General features: G+C 44.8%; 15 protein-coding genes and 1 pseudogene. 10 read left to right on the forward strand and 6 right to left on the reverse strand.

All coding sequences use genetic code 11. The annotated features are described in order from the left end of the window. Both A3757_RS18430 and A3757_RS18435 read right to left on the reverse strand, forming a co-directional pair. A pseudogene (locus A3757_RS18430) lies at window positions 1–182 on the reverse strand (gamma carbonic anhydrase family protein); the annotation flags it as partial. After that, on the reverse strand, window positions 179–778 hold the full coding sequence (locus A3757_RS18435; RefSeq protein WP_231872054.1) for a CoA pyrophosphatase: 600 nt from the start codon (window positions 776–778) through the stop codon (window positions 179–181). The gene A3757_RS18435 and the pseudogene A3757_RS18430, both read right to left, overlap by 4 nt. Window positions 779–929: 151 nt before the next feature. On the opposite strand from A3757_RS18435, the gene A3757_RS18440 reads away from it, so the two are divergent. Beyond that, window positions 930–1,502, forward strand: a complete 573-nt coding sequence (locus tag A3757_RS18440; protein WP_068512534.1) for an NUDIX hydrolase — start codon at window positions 930–932, stop codon at window positions 1,500–1,502. Between the two features lie 32 nt (window positions 1,503–1,534). Further along, window positions 1,535–1,975 (forward strand): lactoylglutathione lyase, encoded by a 441-nt coding sequence (gloA, locus tag A3757_RS18445; RefSeq protein ID WP_068740061.1) that lies wholly within the window; start codon window positions 1,535–1,537, stop codon window positions 1,973–1,975. A 5-nt stretch (window positions 1,976–1,980) separates the two neighbouring features. Here the strand turns inward: gloA and A3757_RS18450 are convergent, their stop codons facing one another. Together A3757_RS18450 and ppsA are read right to left on the reverse strand one after the other, a co-directional pair. Continuing rightward, a complete protein-coding gene (locus tag A3757_RS18450) occupies window positions 1,981–2,766 on the reverse strand; it encodes an ABC transporter substrate-binding protein (RefSeq protein WP_068512492.1) in 786 nt (261 codons plus the stop codon). Window positions 2,767–2,791: 25 nt separating this feature from the next. Beyond that, complete coding sequence (gene ppsA, locus A3757_RS18455) at window positions 2,792–5,119, reverse strand: phosphoenolpyruvate synthase (RefSeq protein ID WP_369808144.1); 2,328 nt, start codon at window positions 5,117–5,119, stop codon at window positions 2,792–2,794. Between the two features lie 164 nt (window positions 5,120–5,283). Here ppsA and A3757_RS18460 point away from each other — a divergent pair, with 164 nt between their 5' ends. Beyond that, window positions 5,284–6,102: a pyruvate, water dikinase regulatory protein gene (locus A3757_RS18460; RefSeq protein WP_068507784.1), complete on the forward strand. Its 819-nt coding sequence runs from the start codon at window positions 5,284–5,286 to the stop codon at window positions 6,100–6,102. A gap of 46 nt (window positions 6,103–6,148) precedes the next feature. Here A3757_RS18460 and A3757_RS18465 read toward each other — a convergent pair whose 3' ends face one another. Beyond that, complete coding sequence (locus tag A3757_RS18465) at window positions 6,149–9,082, reverse strand: insulinase family protein (RefSeq protein WP_068566441.1); 2,934 nt, start codon at window positions 9,080–9,082, stop codon at window positions 6,149–6,151. A 318-nt stretch (window positions 9,083–9,400) separates the two neighbouring features. Between A3757_RS18465 and A3757_RS18470 the strand changes: the two genes are divergently transcribed. Both A3757_RS18470 and A3757_RS18475 read left to right on the forward strand, forming a co-directional pair. After that, window positions 9,401–10,726 (forward strand): PEGA domain-containing protein, encoded by a 1,326-nt coding sequence (locus tag A3757_RS18470; RefSeq protein ID WP_068512485.1) that lies wholly within the window; start codon window positions 9,401–9,403, stop codon window positions 10,724–10,726. 90 nt (window positions 10,727–10,816) lie between these two features. Further along, complete coding sequence (locus A3757_RS18475) at window positions 10,817–11,902, forward strand: response regulator (RefSeq protein ID WP_231872053.1); 1,086 nt, start codon at window positions 10,817–10,819, stop codon at window positions 11,900–11,902. Between the two features lie 9 nt (window positions 11,903–11,911). On the opposite strand, the gene A3757_RS18480 is transcribed toward A3757_RS18475, so the two are convergent. Further along, window positions 11,912–12,568: a nucleotidyltransferase family protein gene (locus A3757_RS18480; RefSeq protein ID WP_068512482.1), complete on the reverse strand. Its 657-nt coding sequence runs from the start codon at window positions 12,566–12,568 to the stop codon at window positions 11,912–11,914. Window positions 12,569–12,735: 167 nt separating this feature from the next. Here A3757_RS18480 and A3757_RS18485 point away from each other — a divergent pair, with 167 nt between their 5' ends. From A3757_RS18485 to A3757_RS18505, 5 genes are all read left to right on the forward strand, one after another. Then, the gene (locus tag A3757_RS18485; protein ID WP_082865016.1) at window positions 12,736–14,943 is read left to right on the forward strand and encodes a YgiQ family radical SAM protein; all 2,208 of its coding nucleotides are present in this window, start codon (window positions 12,736–12,738) and stop codon (window positions 14,941–14,943) included. 136 nt (window positions 14,944–15,079) lie between these two features. Continuing rightward, window positions 15,080–16,645 carry a SulP family inorganic anion transporter gene (locus A3757_RS18490; protein WP_068512480.1) on the forward strand — a complete coding sequence of 522 codons (1,566 nt, stop codon included), beginning with the start codon at window positions 15,080–15,082 and terminating at the stop codon, window positions 16,643–16,645. Between the two features lie 40 nt (window positions 16,646–16,685). Beyond that, entirely contained in the window at window positions 16,686–17,339 is a 654-nt protein-coding gene (locus A3757_RS25840; protein WP_068512478.1) for a hypothetical protein, read from the forward strand. Between the two features lie 268 nt (window positions 17,340–17,607). After that, window positions 17,608–19,515 (forward strand): EAL domain-containing protein, encoded by a 1,908-nt coding sequence (locus tag A3757_RS18500; protein WP_231872234.1) that lies wholly within the window; start codon window positions 17,608–17,610, stop codon window positions 19,513–19,515. A gap of 177 nt (window positions 19,516–19,692) precedes the next feature. Beyond that, on the forward strand, window positions 19,693–20,268 hold the full coding sequence (locus tag A3757_RS18505) for a hypothetical protein (RefSeq protein WP_068512475.1): 576 nt from the start codon (window positions 19,693–19,695) through the stop codon (window positions 20,266–20,268). Window positions 20,269–20,314 lie beyond the last annotated feature (46 nt).

Genomic DNA, 20,314 nt, shown 5'->3' on the forward strand with positions numbered 1-20,314 from the left:
AGAATTCCTTGATTGCTATTTTCACCAATGATAACTTTATCGTTATCCGCACGAATCACCACATTAAACCAGATGCTAGCACCCTCATGGACTTCGATATCGCCAATTAATGATGCGTTTGGCGCAACAAACGCTGCGTCACCAATAAATTTTGGTTTTTTGCTTCCCAAGGAGTAGATCATTTACCTTCACCGTCAAAAATTGTTATGTTCGCATCAAATGCAATATTCATCAGTTCAACAAGCACCACGGCAGACAAGCCCCAAATTTCATAACGCTCGCCCTGATGGTGGTAATCATAGCTTGGCACAGAGAATGCCAGACCTTTGTAGGTCATTCTATCACGACGCACGGGTTCTTCATTTAAAAAGAAACTCACCGGCACTTTGAAAATACTGTCTAGTTCATCTAGATTTGGCTTTAATTCTATCTCTGGCTCCACCAGGCCGACAAAAGGCGAAACACGAATACCGTGCAGGGATATCACCTGACTCAAAGGCCCTAGCAGCTCAACTTGTTCAGGGTGGACGCCAATCTCTTCATGACACTCTCGAAGTGCAGTATTAACAAGTGTTGTATCTTCCTCATCATACTTCCCCCCCGGAAAGGCTACCTGCCCTTTATGTGTATTCATATGTTGCGCCCGGCGCGTGAAAATAATCTGAGGCTCTGGTTCGCGGGTTAAGGGAACTAGAATACCTGCCTCGGGTAACTCTTCGACAATATTTTTTGGCTGATGCTGCTCGATTCGCGCTCTCAGTAAATTAATTATTTGCATTGGGGATTAGAGGTTCCAAAACTTAAGTGGCGAATAAGGAGCTCGTTGACAGATCTAGTAAAAAAGCTCACTCAGATAAAGATCTCAAGTTGTTTACTAAGCCAAACTTTAGCATACTGCCCCCTCAATAAAAATCACTGGTGAGAAACCTATGAAATTCTGCAGTCATTGTGGCGACGATGTTGAGAAAAAGATTCCTGAAGATGATAACCGACAGCGTTACGTCTGCTTAGGCTGTGAACATATCCATTACCAGAACCCTAATATTGTTGCCGGCACCATTCCCACTTGGGGCGATAAGGTATTATTATGCAAGCGCGCCATCGAACCCCGTTTAGGCTATTGGACTCTGCCAGCGGGTTTTATGGAAAACCAGGAAACGACAGAAGAAGCCGCTATGCGTGAGACCTGGGAAGAAGCAGAAGCGAAGGTAAACTTAAAAGGCTTATTTACTATGATCAGCGTCCCGCAGATTGATCAGGTACATATCTTTTTTCTCGCTGAACTCAAACAGGAGAGCTACGCTGCAGGTCAAGAAAGCCTAGAAGTAAAACTCTTCGACGAACAAGATATCCCCTGGGATGAAATCGCTTTCCCAACAGTTAAACGCAGTTTGAAGACGTTTTTCGAAGACCGAAAACGGGGCACTTACGGTGTGCATGTCAGTGATATTTTCCGCGAACCGCGTGAGATCCCTGAGCATGTTGCAGATTTACTTGATTAAGACCAAATACTTAAAGGCCGGGAGTTAAAAAAATGAAATACCTACATACTATGGTTCGTGTCAAGGACCTAGAAGCCTCTCTGGACTTCTATTGCAATAAACTAGGGCTCGTTGAGGTCAGTCGCAAAGACAGCGAGAAAGGCCGATTCACACTAGTATTTCTTGCGGCACCGGACGATGCTGATGAAGCGAGAATTATCAAAGCCCCTTGCCTGGAACTAACATACAATTGGGACACTGAAGACTACACCGGCGGTAGGAATTTCGGGCACCTGGCTTTTTCTGTCGACAATATCTATGAGCTATGTGAAAAACTACAGTCACAAGGATTAACGATCAACCGGCCTCCGAGAGACGGCTACATGGCCTTTATTCGTTCACCCGATGGCATATCAATCGAACTTCTACAAAAGGGCGATAACCTTGCACCTGAAGAGCCTTGGGTATCAATGACGAATACGGGGGAGTGGTAAAGAGTTTAAGGGCTGTAGGTCTTAATAATTTCTTTAACTCTTCCCTGCTGCTTCATCTTTCGCAAGTGATGATTAAATGCAGAGACAATTGCCTGATGATCAGCTAAAGACTTAACAATCGCCATGTGAAGCTCACGCTCAGTATAAGCGGGCTCTACAAATTTAAGCTGTTCGTTAAGCATCTTATTTTTCTGCATCAAGCGACTCAAAATCAAATGATCACCAATGCCGATATCTATCCGCCCCAGTGCCAGCATCTTTAACATGCTTAAGGCGTTTACCATTGGGGTTTTATTCAGCCCTGCAGCATTGTCGAAATTATGACCAAAACTCGCCCCCTTTCTTACTCCTATTTTTAAACCTTTTAGATCATCCAATTTCTGATATGAAATCACTTCGCTCTGATCAGAAATAAAGCTAATTTGATTAACATAGTAAGGGTCGGAATAAAGAAAATTGCTCGCTCTTTGCTCGTTAAACCATAAGCCGATCAATACATCAACCATGCCTTTTTCGGCTTCTGCTAATACTCTTCGCCAAGGCTTAATTGAGACTTCAACGGAGTAGCCTGCACGCTCGAAAGCTTCTATTACAATCTCTGTTGCCAATCCTTTGCGCGGCTGCTGTTCATACAGAAACGGCTCCCAAGGCGGGCCTGCCAAACGCAGAGTTTTCTTAGGCTCCACATTCGAGGCTCCTTCATCATTAAGGCCTTGACCTGCAAACACCCTCATACTGACAAGCAGCAACCCGCCAATCAGTATGAGTGCATTTCGAAGCACTGGTAGCATAAACAACAATACTCTGATCAGGACTTTAGCTGTTATCAGCTAGATAGAACCAGGTATCAAGCACCGAATCGGGATTTAGTGAAATACTATCGATATCCTGCTCCATTAACCAACGCGCTAAGTCAGGATGGTCTGAGGGGCCTTGCCCACAAATACCAACGTATTTGTTTGCTCGCTTGCAAGCGCTAATAGCATTTTCCAGTAGTGCTTTAATCGCCTCGTTACGTTCATCAAACAAGTGAGCAATGATTCCAGAATCTCTATCGATACCGAGTGTTAACTGAGTTAAATCATTGGAACCAATTGAGAAACCATCGAAGTGCTCCAGGAACTGATCTGCCAAAATAGCATTTGCAGGCAGCTCACACATCATAATGACTTTCAGGTCGTTCTCACCACGCTTTAGGCCTTTCTCGGCCAGTAATTCTACCACGTGCTTGGCCTCGCCAACTGTTCTGACAAAAGGCACCATAACTTCAACATTGGTCAGGCCCATTACATCGCGTACACGCTTAAGCGCTTCACATTCTAAATAGAAACAGTCACGGAAGGTTTCAGAAATATAGCGCGATGCACCACGGAAGCCGAGCATCGGGTTTTCTTCGTCTGGTTCATATAATGTGCCACCGATAAGGTTGGCGTATTCGTTAGACTTAAAGTCTGACAAACGAACAATCACACGTTTTGGGTAGAACGCCGCAGCCAGTGTCGAAATACCTTCAACCAGCTTATCGATATAGAAATCAACCGGAGAGGCATATCCACTGATACGCTGCTCGACTGTTTGCTTAAGGTCAGGCGGCAAGGTGTCAAAGTTCAGCAAGGCCTTAGGGTGCACACCAATCATTCGGTTGATAATAAACTCTAGACGAGCCAGACCAACACCTTCATTTGGCAGTGCCCTGAAGTCGAAAGCCCTATCAGGGTTTCCGACATTCATCATAATTTTCAAATCCATATCAGGCATCGAATCGACAGAGTTTTCTTTCAACTCAAAGTCGAGTAAGCCTTCATAGATAAATCCGGTATCACCTTCTGCACAAGAGACGGTTACTTCTTGCCCATCGCGCAATACATCACTGGCATCACCACAACCAACAACAGCAGGAATCCCGAGCTCACGCGCAATAATCGCAGCATGGCAAGTACGGCCACCACGATCTGTCACGATAGCTGAAGCACGCTTCATTACCGGCTCCCAATCCGGATCAGTCATGTCTGTAACGAGTACATCACCGTCCTGAACCTGATCCATGTCAGCAATATCATCAACGACTTTCACTGCGCCACTACCGATCTTGTGACCGATACTGCGCCCTTCTACGACAACGGTTCCGGTCTCTTTCATTAAGTAGCGTTCTAGAATAGCAGTACTAGAACGACTCTTAACCGTTTCAGGGCGCGCCTGAACAATATACAACTCACCGTCATCACCATCTTTTGCCCACTCGATATCCATCGGGCGATCATAGTGTTTCTCGATAATCAGCGCTTGCTTGGTCAGCTCATTGAGCTCTTCATCACTCAGTGAGAACTGTTTGCGCTGTGCCATATCAACCTTGACGGTTTCAACCAGTGAGTCACTATCATCCTGGCTATAGACCATCTTGATCGCTTTGCTACCCAAGTTACGCTTGAGAATTGCTGGGCGACCAGCTTCATAAGTGGGCTTATGTACATAAAATTCGTCTGGGTTCACTGCACCCTGCACGACAGTTTCACCCAAGCCATATGAGGAAGTGATAAACACCACATCTCTAAAGCCGGATTCGGTATCGAGGGTAAACATAACACCGGAGCTCGCCGTCTCACTGCGCACCATCTTTTGAATACCAGCGGACAATGCGACTTCACTATGCTCAAACTCATGGTGAACACGATAAGAGATCGCTCTATCGTTATAAAGCGAAGCAAAAACTTCTTTAACCAGAGCTTTAACTTGTTCGATTCCGGTAACATTCAAGAAGGTTTCTTGCTGACCAGCAAAAGAAGCCTCAGGCAAATCTTCGGCAGTGGCGGAAGAACGAACTGCAACGGCCAAGTTTTGATTTCCGTCTTGTAGCTTTTTGAAAGCATCTTCAAGCGCCCTATTGAGAGCCTCTTGAAACGGAGCCTCCATCACCCAGCCACGAATTTTGGCACCACTTTCTGCCAAGGCTGTAACGTCTTTTACATCGAGTGAAGCAAGCTCTGCATTGATACGCTCACTTAAGCCGTTCTCTGATAGAAAGTCCCAATATGCCTGAGCCGTTGTAGCAAAACCGCCCGGCACCCTTACCCCTACAGAAGATAGATGACTAATCATCTCGCCGAGTGAAGCATTCTTTCCCCCCACTCGATCAACATCGTTCATACCCAGTTCATCAAACCAAATAATGTAGTCCTGCAAGGCTTATTCTCCTGTACATTAGCGAAATACTGATAATTATGCGCTTTACTTAACGCGAGCAGGTGTGAATTGTAACACTTTATGCTAACTTATTTGAATCAATCCTCGGCTTCAAAATAAGGTTTTTTATGGGTAATCAGCGCACTGCTTTTTTCATTTCAGACGGCACAGGTATCACCTCAGAAGCGTTAGGCGTCAGTTTATTAACACGATTTGAAGAGCATGAATTCGAGAAAGTCACGCTTCCTTACGTTGATAGCATTGAAAAAGCCCTCGAAACGGTCGAGAAAATTAATGCTGCGGCGGAGTTAAATGGCGCGAAAGCTATTATTTTCGACACCATCGTTGATGATGGCATCAGAAAGATCATCAAAAAGAGTAATAGCTTGATGATTGATATTTTCGCCGCTTTTCTAGGGCCGCTGGAACAAGAGCTCGGCGTTCGCTCTTCTTATCAGGTAGGTAGAACACGCATTACTAAAAATACCCGCTATGACCAAAGAATAGAGGCTATTAACTACGCACTCGACAATGACGACGGTGCTCGCACCAAACTCTATGACCAAGCGGATGTGATATTGACCGGCGTATCGCGCAGTGGCAAAACCCCTACTTGTCTCTATCTTGCAATGCAGTACGGCATTAAGGCGGCCAACTATCCAATTACCGAAGAAGATATCGAAGACCAAAAGCTGCCCGCCTCTTTACGCCCCCATAGAAACAAGATTTTTGGCCTGACTATTGAGCCTGACAGGCTTGCCGCCATTCGCCATGAACGACGCGCTAACTCGCGTTACTCTTCAGCAAAGCAATGTAATTATGAAGTTGAAGAGGTTGAGCTAATGTATCGCAGAGAAAGGATTCCCTTTTTGAATACGACACATTACTCGGTTGAAGAAATTGCTACCCGCATCATGGTGCAATCGGGTATTGAGCGACGCTGCTAGCCATAACGCTAGCAGTACCTGTTTAGCACTTTTCTGCTTTTAGCGTTTAGAGTTCTTTAATCTCTAAACCCAGTCCTTCAAGCGCATCTCGCTGACTTTGCTGGCTAATCACCGCAACACTCGCTAAGCCTGGCTGCAGGTAAGTCTTGGCAACACGCTGCAGATCATCAATTGTGACCGACAAAACTTTCGCCCTAAATGCTTCGCGATGCTCCTGGGTTCGACCAAACAACAAGTTATGGTAATCACCCTTTGCTTCACCAGCCGGCGATCTTGGTTTATCGATTTGCGATACAACTCCCAAGATAGCCTGCTCTAACTCTTCTCCATCATGCTCCTCGATATGCAGCCAATCTAATGAAGCGTCGAAGTCATCAAGTGTTTCACTTAGACGAGGATCACGATAAGAGAAAAATCTGAAGGATGCCGAACCTGAGTCCTGCCCTGCACCACCGCCATAGGCACCACCTTGCTCTCTGATCGTCCTATGTAAATAGCCATTTCTTAAAAAGCCTCCCAATACAGACAAGGCTGGTGCATCATCATGACCGACAGCGACAGTAGGATAAGCCTTGGCACAGAAGTTGACTTGCGTGGACGTTAGCCAAGCTTCTTTTACGGTTTCACGTCTCTCTGTTAAAGAAAAATGACTATTCGCAGCAGGTTCAAAGTCTTTATAGGACTGATGAATAAAGCCTGCAATTTCATCAGAGACTTCCGACTCCGAGACCAGTAAGAACTGACGAGGCTGTGCTAAAACTGCCTTATGAATTCTTTCCAAACCTTCAGCCAAGCTGGATAAGGCTTTACTATCGATATCGCCACTTTCAGTTGATAGCGATTCATCTAAAGCCTTCAAGGCTTTAATGCCTTGCATTCCCCCTAGCTGATAAGCGAGGTAAGAGCCAGGGCTCATTCTGCTAGAGGCAACCCCCATCGCCAATGCATGACCGCTACTGGTTACACCTTGCTCACGACGCGCTCGCATCTGAGCCACCAGTTCGCGAAGACGTTCATGCTCATCGAAACGAACGTTGTCGAGCGTTTCCTTAAGCATCTCTGTCAAAGCAACGTAGTTTCGACTAAGCGCCTTCCCTGAAAATACCAATACTCCTTTGATATCTTGAACGTCGTCAATTTCGCCCTTAACGGAGCTGTACGCTCCCAGGCCACCAGTTAAAGCAGACTGCTTATTCTGCATTTCCAGGTAACTGCTCTCACCCGCACCTAGAGCGGTAACCACGGCAGTATAAATCGGCAAGAGTGCTTGCAAGTCTTCGCTAAGCTCAGGCATATCAATAATAATCTGCTGATAGACCAAGCCATTTGTGCCTTGGTGGTAACAAGTAATATTATCCGAAACTTTGGCTGGTTCGCCTTTGGGGAAGTGTAAATGCAGGGGCACGTCTGGAATGCCGACCTTAGGCAAGATCGATTCATCATCTTTCATGATCTGACGCTGCTTCAAGGCTTCCGCCTGATCTATGACCTTTTGCTTCTCTTCCTCGTTCAGATTCTGCTTAATTTCAGCTAGTTGCTTCGTTAGCAGAGCTGTTCTGACCTCATCGTAAGAAGTATCCGGACGAAGAGATAAAGTGACTCGGTGTGAGTTATCCAATAAGTGCTTTTTCACCAAAGATTTGAAATATTCAGGGTCTTTAACGCGCTCTCTTAACTTTTCAATCACCGGCTCAAGGTCTAGCAATGCGACCGGGTCGCCACCGTGCAACATCGAAGGCAATGCGCCGAGTATCAACTGCAAACCGTAAGGGTAACTGTCTCCCGCAATTTCTCGCTGACTTAACTCAAGCTGATGCAATACCGCATCCAAACGTTCTTTAGCAACACCTTCTTGGGCAACTTTCTCTAACACAGCGAAGATTTCTGCTTCTAGCTCTTCCTCTTTACCCGGTTCACTTCCCTCTAAACCACACGCAAAAGCCATTTCTCGGTTAGAGTCTTCCAAACCACACAAGGGTGATGGCGCATGCCCTAGCTTTGAAGCCTCTAATGCTCGCTGCAATGGTGCAGCACTGTTCTCAAACAACACATCAGCCAATAGATGTGCTTCGAGGTTTTGTTCCAAATCAAAGCTGTAACCTAACAACCATGAGACAACAATGTGCGTCTTATGTTCGGTCGGCTCATCTTTTTCAACGGGGTAATTTTCCTGAATCCGAATCGGTGCACAATAGCGTTGCTCATCGTTGATTCTGATTCGGTGATCTTCTTTAGAGAATCTGGATAAAGCGTAACCCTGAAAGTGACAATGGTGCTCATAAGCTGGAATATCGCCAAAGGTCAGAAACACAGCATTACTTGGATGATAGTGCTTTTTGTAAAAGCCTTTTAAGTCATCATAACTTAAACCGGTGATATGCTCAGGATCTCCACCACTATTAAAGTGATAGGTAGTAGTCGGATACAAATGGCGCGTTAATGTCTGCCATAGTTGACTAACCGGTGAGCTCATCGCTCCCTTCATTTCATTATAAACAACACCCTTGTAACTCAGATCGCTATTGGCATCATCTGCTTTTTCAAACTCAAGTCGATGCCCCTCTTGTAGAAAATCCATCTCGTCGAGTCGAGAGAAGAAAACTGCATCGAGATACACTTCGAGAAGATTATTAAAATCTTTCTTGTTTTTACTTGCAAAAGGGTAAGCCGTCCAGTCACTACTGGTAAAGGCATTCATAAAAGTATTTAAGGATCGGCGGATCATCATAAAGAAGGGGTCACGAACCGGATATTTCTCGCTACCACACAGTGCCGTATGCTCAAGAATATGTGCGACGCCAGAGTTGTCAGTCGGAACTGTTTTTAGACCTACCAAAAATACGTTTTCGGTATTAGTGGTCGCAAAATGCAGGTGCCTGGCACCCGTCCCCAAGTGCTCATACTCTTCGGCTGTCACATGCAAAGCATCAATGCTTTGAGTGCGGATCAGTTTGAAATCTTTATGCTGCATGTTAGCCATATATCGTTAATACCTTATATTAATACTACTGAATGATTATACTTTTAGGACAATAACCCAAACGCTCTATTGAGCACTCAACTGCACTTTTACAAGCAGAAAGCAGTTTAGCCCAGAATCGAATATTCTGTGACTTATCTTACATTTACATCTTATTTCTAAGCATTTTTTTCTATTTGAGTCTACACTCTAAACATAACGTAAGCGATGCGCCTTCAATACTCAAGCAACGATTAATCCAGAGTACATATTTTACACGTTAGTAAACGGAAATGTGGCGGAGCAACTCAGCTCCTATTTCTTAAGGGTAGTATATAAATGGTCGATCTTAGACCTCTTCTTTTTATAAATTTCTTAATGATTTTGCTGTTAATCATTGCGGGCACAGGGCCGGCAAATAATGAAGCAGACATTGTAAAAGCTAAAACTTCTATCGAATCCGAGCCTGACGTACCGGTAAGTGCGGGCACACCGGCTCCTCAAGAAACAACGAAAGAAGCTGAATATATTGAGCTTAGTGAAATGAGCAAACAAGTGCTTGACTCGCTAAAAAGAACTGAAGACCTTGCGTTTTCTGAAGAAGCAATTTTCGCAGATGAAGTTGAAGCTCCGGCCCCTACCCCGCCCATAAGAGAAGTTATTATCTCTGAAACGAAGAAGCCCGAAGTAATCACCTACAAAAACACAGAACAGCCCGAGCCCAAACCTGTCATTACCGGCACTTTGATTGTGCGCTCAAACGTTACCGACGATACCGTATTGGTAAACGGTAAACCTTATGGCCCAACTAAACTGGAAATGCAGCTAACACCTGGTAATTACAACATCGAAGTTGCTAAAGAAGGTTATCAGAGCTGGTTATCAAGCGTTGATATACGACGCGGAAGCACCAAAACACTAAAAGCTCAGCTTCAGCAATTTACTAAAGTTGATTACCAAAATGGTATGTGGGCAAACGATATCAAGACAGGCGAAGGAAGCTACATTCAAGAAGGCAGCTTTGAATACAACGGCTCCTTCGTTAATGGCAACTTTCATGGCATCGGCTCTGTCCGATATGCCAACGGAATGAAATACCAGGGAGAGTGGTTTGAAGGCAATATGCAAGGCCGCGGCACCCTCACCACCACAGACGGCGATACCTACATTGGTGAGCTTGATGAAAATGAGTTTAATGGTGAAGGAACCCTAACCAAAGCTACCGGTGACATCTATACAGGTTTCTGGATTGATGGCGTGCTCAATGGGCAAGGCTCTCTTACAACCAAGGGGGGCCTACTATATGTTGGCGGCTTCTCAGACAATTTATTCCACGGTAACGGTTCCCTAACCTACCCGGATGGCGGACACTACGAAGGTTCATTCTCTAACGGTATGTTCCACGGCAAGGGTGTCGAAACCTATGCGAACGGTAAAAAGTATGTCGGACAATTTATTGATGGCCTCTATCACGGTAAGGGAGAGATCCTAAACCCTAATGGAAGTAAGATCACCGGCACATTTAAAGATGGAAAGCCATTTGGCAAGGCAACGCTAACCACAGCAGAAGGCGAAGTGTTTACTGCCAGATCCAGCGAGCCTGGCGTGTGTTACCGGCAAAAAAGTTATCGAGCAACGGAGTGTCCTAAGCTAGAAGGCTGGTAATCAACGTTTGCAATTAGACACAAACGGCCAGCTACGACACGTCCATACAGAATTTTAAAGTACGAATTTGAATAGAGATTAACGAGGTATATGATGACAATTAAAAGCGCTTTATTGGTAGATGACTCCAAGGTCGCCAGGTTTGCATTGAGTAAGCTTTTAGAGAAAATCAGCCTTAAAGTCGATATGGTTAACTCCGGCGAAGAAGCCTTATCATATTTGGCGTCCAACAATAATCCTGACGTTATTTTTATGGATCAGCTCATGCCGGGTATGAACGGCGTTGACGCTACCAAAGAAATAAAAATGAATCCTGAGACATCAGAGATTCCCATTATTATGTGCACCTCAAAAAAGTCAGATGAATTCTCTGAAGATGCACGTAACTTTGGTATTTATGGTGTGCTAACCAAACCTGCTGAGTCTCAGCAAGTGGTAGAGCTTATTGAAAAGCTCACTAGCGACATAGCTAATAACACGCTACCCAAACCTGCGATTTCTATCTCTCTTAGTGATCAGGAACAGGCTCAACTTGGTAAAATCAGCAAAACTGAGCTTCCGGACGAACTTCAAGACAAACCTGCCGCAGCGCCGAGTGTCGAAGCTTCGTCTGATATCATTGAACAAGTCGCTCGATCAGCCGTAAAAGCGAATGTTAACAACCGCCTTCACGAGCTCCTATCCAGTCTATTCGACGAGCAATACGATCATGTCAAACGCATCCTGAGTGATTCAAAGCAAGAGCAGCAGGATCACTTAAAAGGCATCATGGATGAATACGTCAACGAAATTAATAAGAAAACTGAGTCCATTAAAGAGGAAGTTGCTGCAGAAGTAAGTCTGTTTTTAGGAAACCAACTCACTGAATTTAAGCAAGAGCTTCTGGATAGCAAAGCTCATACAGGCTTAGACCCTGTACAAATTGAAGAATTAAAAGAGCACCTTAGCTCTAGCCAATCTATGGACACTGAGTTTTGGCAACGCTTACAGGGTGACGCAATAAAACAAGCTCATGAAATCACGCGCGAAACTGCAGAAGACGTCGCAGCACAAACAATTGAAACCTATATCAGGCAAAACCGAGCTGCTTCCAATAAGTTTTATGGCATGGCGCTGGCGGCCAGCATAGGTGTATTCGCAGTCGGTATTGCTGTTACTGCAGGACTGTTTGGCTAAGCACTTGAATCAGCATACTGAAGTGACTGCCAAGCGTAAGCGCTCCAGGTCACTTTCAGTATCAACATCCTGAACTCGCCCGCCGAGGTAAACAGGCGTCGTTTTGTTGCGCAAGATTATGCCTTTCGCGCCGCCCTGATTTCCCGGTACAGCCAAGCCTTTTAGCTGAGGCAAATACGACCAAGGAAAGTATGCGGGCACTCCAAGACTAAGCTCCTTGTCCTCTTCTTGATATCCTGCACAAATTATTTCATTCGCTTGCTCATTAACTAAAGTACAGTATTTGCGCAAGTCACTTGTTTCTATTAAGGGCTGATCCCCAAGCAAGAACAACAGGCCATCCACGTTTTCATCTGTCAGCAGGGCTTCGCTCTCTGCAGATGATGCTGCGCTAGCAATGACCTTTCCCATTCCCTCTTGCCATGCACTCTCATGTAAAACCTTTGCAACACCAAAAGAAAGCACACTGTTAATTTCTTTGTAATTAGCGCCCAGCATCACCCAGGTTTTTGGGAAGACCTGAGACACCGTATCAAACACATGTTGCAACAAGGGTTTCCCGTGCCAATCAGCCAGCTGTTTAGGCGAACCGAAACGACTCGATTCTCCAGCTGCCAGGATCACCGCAATAATATTTTTGGCTTCGACGACTTGTTTATCACTCACATTGAGTTCCAGAATAAATTCTATTTATAGGGCTAAGGTGCCTGATAAATATAGAAATTACCACATAGAATAAGCATACCCTACGATATGTATACCAAGAAGCACTAGGCCCAAATAGAAAGACCATGTAAAATAGTCAACTATTCTTACTTAAGCAGCCGAAAACTATGCAAGCCGACACCTCTCTTTTTTCTTATCCTAAGTACTGGGCAGAATGCTTCGGTATTGCACCCTTCCTACCCATGTCTCGTGAGGAAATGGATACTCTGGGTTGGGATAGTTGCGATGTTATTATCATTTGCGGTGACGCTTACGTCGACCACCCCAGCTTTGGCATGGCGGTCATTGGTCGGCTGCTAGAGTCTCAAGGTTATCGAGTTGGAATTATTGCCCAGCCGGACTGGACATCGAAAGATGATTTTCAAAAGCTTGGTAAGCCAAATTTATTTTATGCGGTTTCTGCGGGCAACATGGACTCGATGATCAATCGTTATACAGCTGATCTGAAGATTCGCCATGACGATGCCTACACCCCAAACAACGAGGGTGGTAAGCGCCCTGACCGTGCAGTAACGGTTTATAGTCAGCGCTGTAGAGAAGCCTACAAAGATATCCCGGTTGTGATCGGTGGGATTGAAGCTAGCCTACGCCGAATCGCTCAATACGACTACTGGTCAGACAAGGTAAAACGATCGGTTCTGATGGACTCAAAAGCAGATATCCTACTTTATGGGAATGCAGAGCGAGCAATATCTGAGGTAGCCCTACGTATATCCCGAGGTGAACACCCCAAGGATATGAAAGATATCAAAGGAACAGCTTGCCTACTAAAAGAATTGCCAGAAGGCTGGAATATAAAAGATTCCTCGCGCATCGAAAAACCAAAAGCGCTTGACCCAGCGAACCACCCGTTCCAGAAAAACCCTTATCAAGAAACTGAAATAGAAGGTTCCGAGTCGACAAGTAAATGCGCCGACAATCAGCAAGTCGATAAAGCAGAGCCAATCAAAATTTTACCATTTCCAGAACAAAGCGCTGATAAAGAGAGAGAATTTATCTTACTCCCCTCTTTTGAAAAGGTTTCCAAGGACCCTGTGCTTTATGCTCACACCTCCCGAATACTGCACCTGGAAACTAATCCAGCCAATGCCCGAGCCATTGTTCAGCCTCACGATCAACGCTATGTTTGGGTAAACCCACCAGCCATTCCTCTATCGACAGATGAACTTGATAGCGTCTTCGAACACGCTTATCAGCGAGTGCCTCATCCTAGCTACGGTGATGCAAAAATTCCTGCCTACGAGATGATACGTTTCTCGGTCAATATTATGAGAGGCTGTTTTGGTGGCTGTTCATTCTGCTCGATCACAGAACATGAAGGCAGAGTAATACAGAGTCGATCAGAAGATTCCGTTATCCATGAGATTGAGCGAATCAGGGATATGACACCCGGTTTCACCGGCACCATTTCTGATCTGGGCGGACCTACTGCAAACATGTACCATCAGAATTGTCGCTCAGAGGAAATTCATGCAAGTTGTCGTCGACTGTCATGCGTCTATCCTTCAATTTGCAAAAATCTGATTACTGACCACTCGCCCACAACAAATCTATACCGACGCGCCAGAACACTACCCGGAATTAAACGCATACTTATTGCTTCCGGCTTACGCTACGACCTAGCAGTAGAAGACCCGGAATATATAAAGGAACTTGTTACACACCATGTAGGCGGCTACCTGAAAATTGCACCGGAACATACTGAGAGCGGCCCTTTATCAAAAATGATGAAACCCGGCATGGGCACTTATCATCGCTTTAAAGAACTATTTGAAAAATATTCTGCCGAAGCCGGAAAAAAGCAATACCTTATTCCTTACTTCATATCAGCTCACCCTGGCACGCGCGATGTCGATATGATGAACTTGGCATTATGGTTAAAAGAAAACGGATTTAGGGCGGATCAGGTACAAAACTTTTATCCCTCACCGATGGCTAGCGCCACCGCCATGTACCATTCCGAGAGAGATCCGCTCCACCGGATCAATTACAAGACAGAAAAGGTGTCCATTCCCAAGGGCATAAAACAGCGACGCCTACATAAAGCGTTTTTGAGATATCACGACCCGGACAACTGGCCACTGTTGCGAGAAGCGCTTAAAGCGATGGGTAAGGCTCATTTGATTGGCTATGGGAAAAAACATCTCGTTCCACCAAACCAACCAGTTAAAGGTACTAAGCAAGGTGCCAAGATGAGCCAGAATAGAAAAGCGGCTCAAAGACCAGGAAATAAGAACAAGCAGGGAAATAGAAAGAATCAAAAGGGAAAGATTCTGACCCAGCATACTGGCCTTCCTCCCCGTAAAAGTAAGTAAGAATATTTAACAGACCTAAAAGTGTGCAGCAATACTCACAAATTTGTATTGCTGCACAACAATCCCTATAATCCGCCCCCCCGTTTAAACGACATTTTAATGACCGAGAGAAGCCTTCTCTCAACCAGAGGTATTCATGTTCGAACCCCGCGCAAGCTCGCATCTCAGTATCAAGAACGACGTCCTATCCGGCTTAACCGTTGCATTGGCGCTAGTCCCTGAAGCTGTTGCATTTGCCTTTGTTGCAGGCGTGGAGCCAATTGTTGGTTTGTATGCTGCTTTCATGGTCGGACTCATTACGGCTTGTATCGGTGGTCGACCAGGAATGATTTCGGGTGCTACCGGTGCTCTTGCCGTTGTTATGGTATCGCTGGTCGCACAACACGGTGTTGAATACCTCTTTGCTACGGTAGTTTTAATGGGAATCATACAAATTGCGGCAGGCATGCTAAAACTAGGCAAGTTTATTCGCATGGTTCCCCACCCGGTTATGCTTGGCTTCGTTAACGGCCTCGCGATTGTGATTTTCCTCGCTCAACTTAGCCAGTTTGGAGAAAACAACGGCACGGGCTGGTTGCAAGGAACAGGACTAGAAGGTTCCATTATTGATATTGCCTGGCTCGAAAGTAATGCCATGATCACAATGCTTACTCTCGTTTTTGCTACCATGGCTATTATTCATTTCTTACCCAAATTAACCAAGGCGATACCTTCATCACTGGCAGCCATTGTCATTGTCTCTTTGGTCGTCATTTTCTTTGGCCTTGATACTCGAGTGGTAGGTGACGTTGCATCAATTTCCGGCTCTTTACCTAGTTTTAGCATTCCATCAGTGCCTTTCACTCTGGAGACATTGTGGATCATCTTGCCTTATTCTTTCATATTGGCAGCGATTGGCTTGATTGAATCTCTATTAACCCTCACGCTTATCGATGAAATGACACAAACTCACGGTAAAGGTAACCAAGAGTGTATCGGTCAAGGCGTGGCAAATACTGTAACGGGTTTCTTCGGTGGCATGGGTGGCTGTGCAATGATCGGCCAAAGCATGATCAACGTTAATTCAGGTGGTCGCGGCAGACTGTCCGGTATATCTGCAGGCTTATTCCTACTCTGCTTCATCTTATTTGCCGCGCCTCTGATTGAACAGATCCCCGTTGCTGCACTAGTCGGCGTTATGTTCATCGTTGTCATCGGTACCTTTGAATGGTCCAGCTTCCGAATTCTTCGAAAAGTTCCCCGCTCTGACGCTTTTGTATTAATCCTGGTATCTGGTGTCACAGTGGCAACAGACTTGGCAATTGCAGTAATCGTAGGTGTAATTGTTTCCGCGCTCGTCTTTGCCTGGGAACACGCGAAGCATGTGTATATTCACGAGAAAGAGAATGAAGAAGGTTCAACGGTCTACGAAGTAGAAGGCCCCCTGTTCTTTGGTTCAATTGCGAACTTCCTAGAGCAATTTGATGTTCAAGCGGGCAACGACGACATTATTATCGACTTCGCTCAATCCAGAGTATACGACCACTCAGGCATTGAGGCGATCGACACACTAGCCGAGCGCTACCTGAACGCAAACAAGACTTTACACATTCGCCATCTAAGCCCGGAATGTAGAAGCTTGCTTAAAAACGCCGGTGATTTGATCGAAGTCAACGTGATAGAAGATCCGAACTACCATATTGCGACAGATAAGCTAGACTAAGACTTGAATTTAGTTGCCCTTCCTAGCAGGAGCTTATCAGATGACTAGTAAAGATAAATTTGGTTTAGATAAAGTACTTAATCGCTTTAATAAAGAGTTCGAGAAGACATCCGATCATTTTAATCAATTGATTAACGATGCGTTCAAACAACTTGAAAGCTTGCAGTCTCAAGTTCAAGAGCCGATCAAGAAAGTAGTTGAAGATCTGGATAAGCTTCGCGACAAAGAAATGAACCGCTTTCAGAAGGAGTTTGACAAGCGCCTGGATGAGTTTCATGAGCTACAGTCTCAACTCCTTGAAAAAATAGGCGTCGAAGCAAAGGCTCCTGCGAAGAAAGCGGCTCCGGCTAAGAAAGCAGCTCCGGCTAAAAAAGCAGCTCCGGCTAAGAAAGCGACTCCAGCTAAGAAAGTAGCTCCGGCTAAGAAAGCGACTCCAGCTAAGAAAGCAGCTCCGGCTAAGAAAGCGACTCCAGCTAAGAAAGCAGCTCCTGCTACAAAGTCTCCGTTGAAATTGACTGCACTCAATGGTGTTGGACCAGCTTTAGAAAAGAAACTTATAGCAGCCGGTATCACATCAATCGAGCAATTGGCCAAGCCTTCAGCAAAAGATAAAAAAGCACTTGAGGAGTTCAGCAAAGTCAGAGGTTCTGACACGTGGCAAAAACAAGCTGCAGAGCTGAACAAAGCTAAATAGCCTCGTAGAAGCAATTAAACATTAGGCCATAACTCTCCTGTTATGGCCTTCCATTTACACCCAAAAATTCTCTCTATTCCCCGACCTTCCAGTTTGTTAACCCATATTTCACATTGTTTTGAAATACAATTACTTACTGTAACTATTTTGTAACGTTGTACGTCACATCGTTACAAGTCTATAACCAAGTCGTGTTTTTCATTCTTGAAAATTACCATACAATTTACTTATAACTTACACATATAACTAATTTGCTTTGGTAACTACTTTGCATAAGCCGATTCATAAAGGTCTGACATTTCTTTCAACTCTCGCGATAACTTCGCCAGTGTTAGCTGCGGTATCGGTTGAGGATACTGAAAGCTCGACAATGCTATTGAAACTCATGGCAAGTGCAGGACTGGCAGCATTGTTTGGGACACTGTGCTTCATTTTGTTCCGTCTTAATGCCCGGCTAAAAAACAACGTAAAGTCGCATGAAGCTACCGAACAACTCATGTCGAAACTAAGTAGCGCGGTAACAAATAGTGGTTCCAGTATTGTTATTACAAGCAGCTCAGGCTTGATTGAATATGTAAATGACAAGTTTTGCCAAATAACGGGCTACCAACGCGACGAAATCGTAAATAAGCCAATCGGCATTCTCAAACCAAGCTCTGAACATTGCGCAGCTGATATTTGTGCTCTCGATAGCGGCTTCCTGCAAAAACAAGATAGTTGGGAAGGTGAAATTCTTTGCTCTAAGAAAGATTCTAGCGTTTTCTGGAACACTATTACGATCTCGGCCGTCTATGATAAACATAACGAAATTAGTAGTTACGTCCTGTCCGCCGTTGACGTCACAGCCTTAAAAGAAGCTACCCAGAAAATGGAGCACTTGGCTCTTTTTGACTCCCTGACCGGTTTAGCAAACCGTCGGCTTTTTATTGATCGACTGCACCAATCCATTCTTAATGCACGACGACATCAAAAACTGACAGCGCTGTTCTTTCTCGACCTAGACCAATTTAAACGCATCAACGACACGCTGGGACACCAGGCAGGTGATCAATTACTGCTTACGGTTGCTGACCGTTTAAAATCCTGTGTTCGAAAGCAAGATACAGTTGCCCGTTTAGGGGGGGATGAATTTACCATTCTGCTTAACGATATATCCGATATCGATAAAATATCTGCCATTGCTCAAACGATCCTGGACACTCTTAAGGAACCAGTTAGGTTGGGTAAACATGAGGTGATTGTATCAACAAGTATCGGCATTACCTTAGCACCAACAGACAGCATCAATAGCGAAACGCTCATGAAGAACGCCGACCTTGCCTTATATATGGCTAAAGAGAACGGTCGAGATGGCTACCACTTCTTTACTGAAGCCTTAAACCTCCGCGCAAACAAGCTTCTGGAAATTGAAAATGAATTACGTGAAGCAATTAAAAATAACGACTTTTACCTAAACTATCAGCCTCAAATTAATCTGAAGACGGGTGAAATATCTAGCGTTGAAGCTCTGATACGCTGGGAGCATGCGACGAAGGGAGACATTTCCCCTGCTGACTTTATTCCCGTAGCCGAAGAGACCGGCTTGATCGTACAAATTGGTGAATGGGTGCTGAGAAACGCATGTAAAGAAATCATGCAATTAAATGCCCTAACTGGTCGCTCATTGAGAGTTGCAGTTAACTTATCGCCACGCCAGTTTGATGACCCGGAACTGGTAAATGTTGTTTCAAGCGCCCTCGAGCATTCAGGCCTCGCCGCAGAAAACCTGGAAATAGAAGTAACCGAAAGTATGCTAATGAATGACATTGATGCTGTCATAGCTCAACTCAATAGCATCAAATCTACTGGTTCCACTATTACCATCGATGACTTTGGTTCAGGCTACTCCTCTTTAAGTTATTTAAAGAGCCTACCTGTAGATATTCTGAAAATTGACCAGTCATTTGTTTACGATATTCCTGATGACCTCAATGCCATGGAAATCGCGTCTGCGGTCATTGCCGTTGCACATAAACTTAACCTGAAGGTCGTTGCAGAAGGCGTTGAAAATATCGACCAAAGAGACTTCTTGGTAATCAATAAATGCGACTATGCTCAAGGATACTTCTTTAGCCGGCCATTGACCTTCAAGAAAATGCATAATTTCTTCATTGAAAGTGACCTAAAGACTGCTTAAGCATCCTCTTCTTAAGTAGTCTATTGCCCCTCCCCCAGCACTAATCAAAAATGTAAAACACTGTAAATCCGCTGCACTTGTGTGAACCTGTACTCTAGCTTAACGCTACCCAATTCCATTTACATAGAATTACATGATGTATAATGTCGTCACATTTGAGAATTTGGAGACTAAACAATGCTGGTTGTTTTCATACATAGCCTTGAAATAGCATTACTTACTTTGCTCGGCACACTTGCCTTCCGCGTACATAACTTATACACAGCTGCTGGCTACGCAGAGAGCGGGCATATTGACAGAGTGATTAAGCGCTTGATGCAAGGCGATGTTGTCGATAATCAAGAGTACGAAACCAAGATGGAAAGTCTTAAAAAAGCTCAAACCTTTTCTGGCATCCAGCTGTTAGACATCAAAAGAAATTATGGTGACCTGCACCAGGAGAATCTGTCTTGGTTACGCGAAGCGATTAGCCTTTACCTGATTGGAGCAATCGATTTGATTGGCAAAGAAGCAAAGTGCGGCACTCAAAGCAGGAAAGAGATAGCGATGTTGGTATTAAAGTCTAATTTAAATTTGACGACAGAAAATGCGCTCGCCTACTACAGGGAAGCACTCTACCGAAAACTTAGTAGTGACAACGACTTAATGGTTAGAGCTGGCGCGAAGGCTGCCAAGAACTGGTCAAGCTATGACCGTATTCCTAAGGAAATGTCGTTGAGTGCACAGCTTGATGAGTGGGGAATATTTGCCTAACCGGCAAATAGCTCCCAATTCCGGCCTAAATCAACGGCCTCATTAT

The organism is Oleiphilus sp. HI0117, assembly GCF_001635235.1.

Bases quoted from the DNA above. Each gene is read 5' to 3' on its own strand.
- A3757_RS18435 (WP_231872054.1), bottom strand. From the start codon at position 778: ATGCAAATAATTAATTTACTGAGAGCGCGAATCGAGCAGCATCAGCCA.
- A3757_RS18440 (WP_068512534.1), top strand. From the start codon at position 930: ATGAAATTCTGCAGTCATTGTGGCGACGATGTTGAGAAAAAGATTCCT.
- gloA (WP_068740061.1), top strand. From the start codon at position 1,535: ATGAAATACCTACATACTATGGTTCGTGTCAAGGACCTAGAAGCCTCT.
- A3757_RS18450 (WP_068512492.1), bottom strand. From the start codon at position 2,766: ATGCTACCAGTGCTTCGAAATGCACTCATACTGATTGGCGGGTTGCTG.
- ppsA (WP_369808144.1), bottom strand. From the start codon at position 5,119: ATGAACGATGTTGATCGAGTGGGGGGAAAGAATGCTTCACTCGGCGAG.
- A3757_RS18460 (WP_068507784.1), top strand. From the start codon at position 5,284: ATGGGTAATCAGCGCACTGCTTTTTTCATTTCAGACGGCACAGGTATC.
- A3757_RS18465 (WP_068566441.1), bottom strand. From the start codon at position 9,082: ATGGCTAACATGCAGCATAAAGATTTCAAACTGATCCGCACTCAAAGC.
- A3757_RS18470 (WP_068512485.1), top strand. From the start codon at position 9,401: ATGGTCGATCTTAGACCTCTTCTTTTTATAAATTTCTTAATGATTTTG.
- A3757_RS18475 (WP_231872053.1), top strand. From the start codon at position 10,817: ATGATGACAATTAAAAGCGCTTTATTGGTAGATGACTCCAAGGTCGCC.
- A3757_RS18485 (WP_082865016.1), top strand. From the start codon at position 12,736: ATGCAAGCCGACACCTCTCTTTTTTCTTATCCTAAGTACTGGGCAGAA.
- A3757_RS18490 (WP_068512480.1), top strand. From the start codon at position 15,080: ATGTTCGAACCCCGCGCAAGCTCGCATCTCAGTATCAAGAACGACGTC.
- A3757_RS25840 (WP_068512478.1), top strand. From the start codon at position 16,686: ATGACTAGTAAAGATAAATTTGGTTTAGATAAAGTACTTAATCGCTTT.
- A3757_RS18505 (WP_068512475.1), top strand. From the start codon at position 19,693: ATGCTGGTTGTTTTCATACATAGCCTTGAAATAGCATTACTTACTTTG.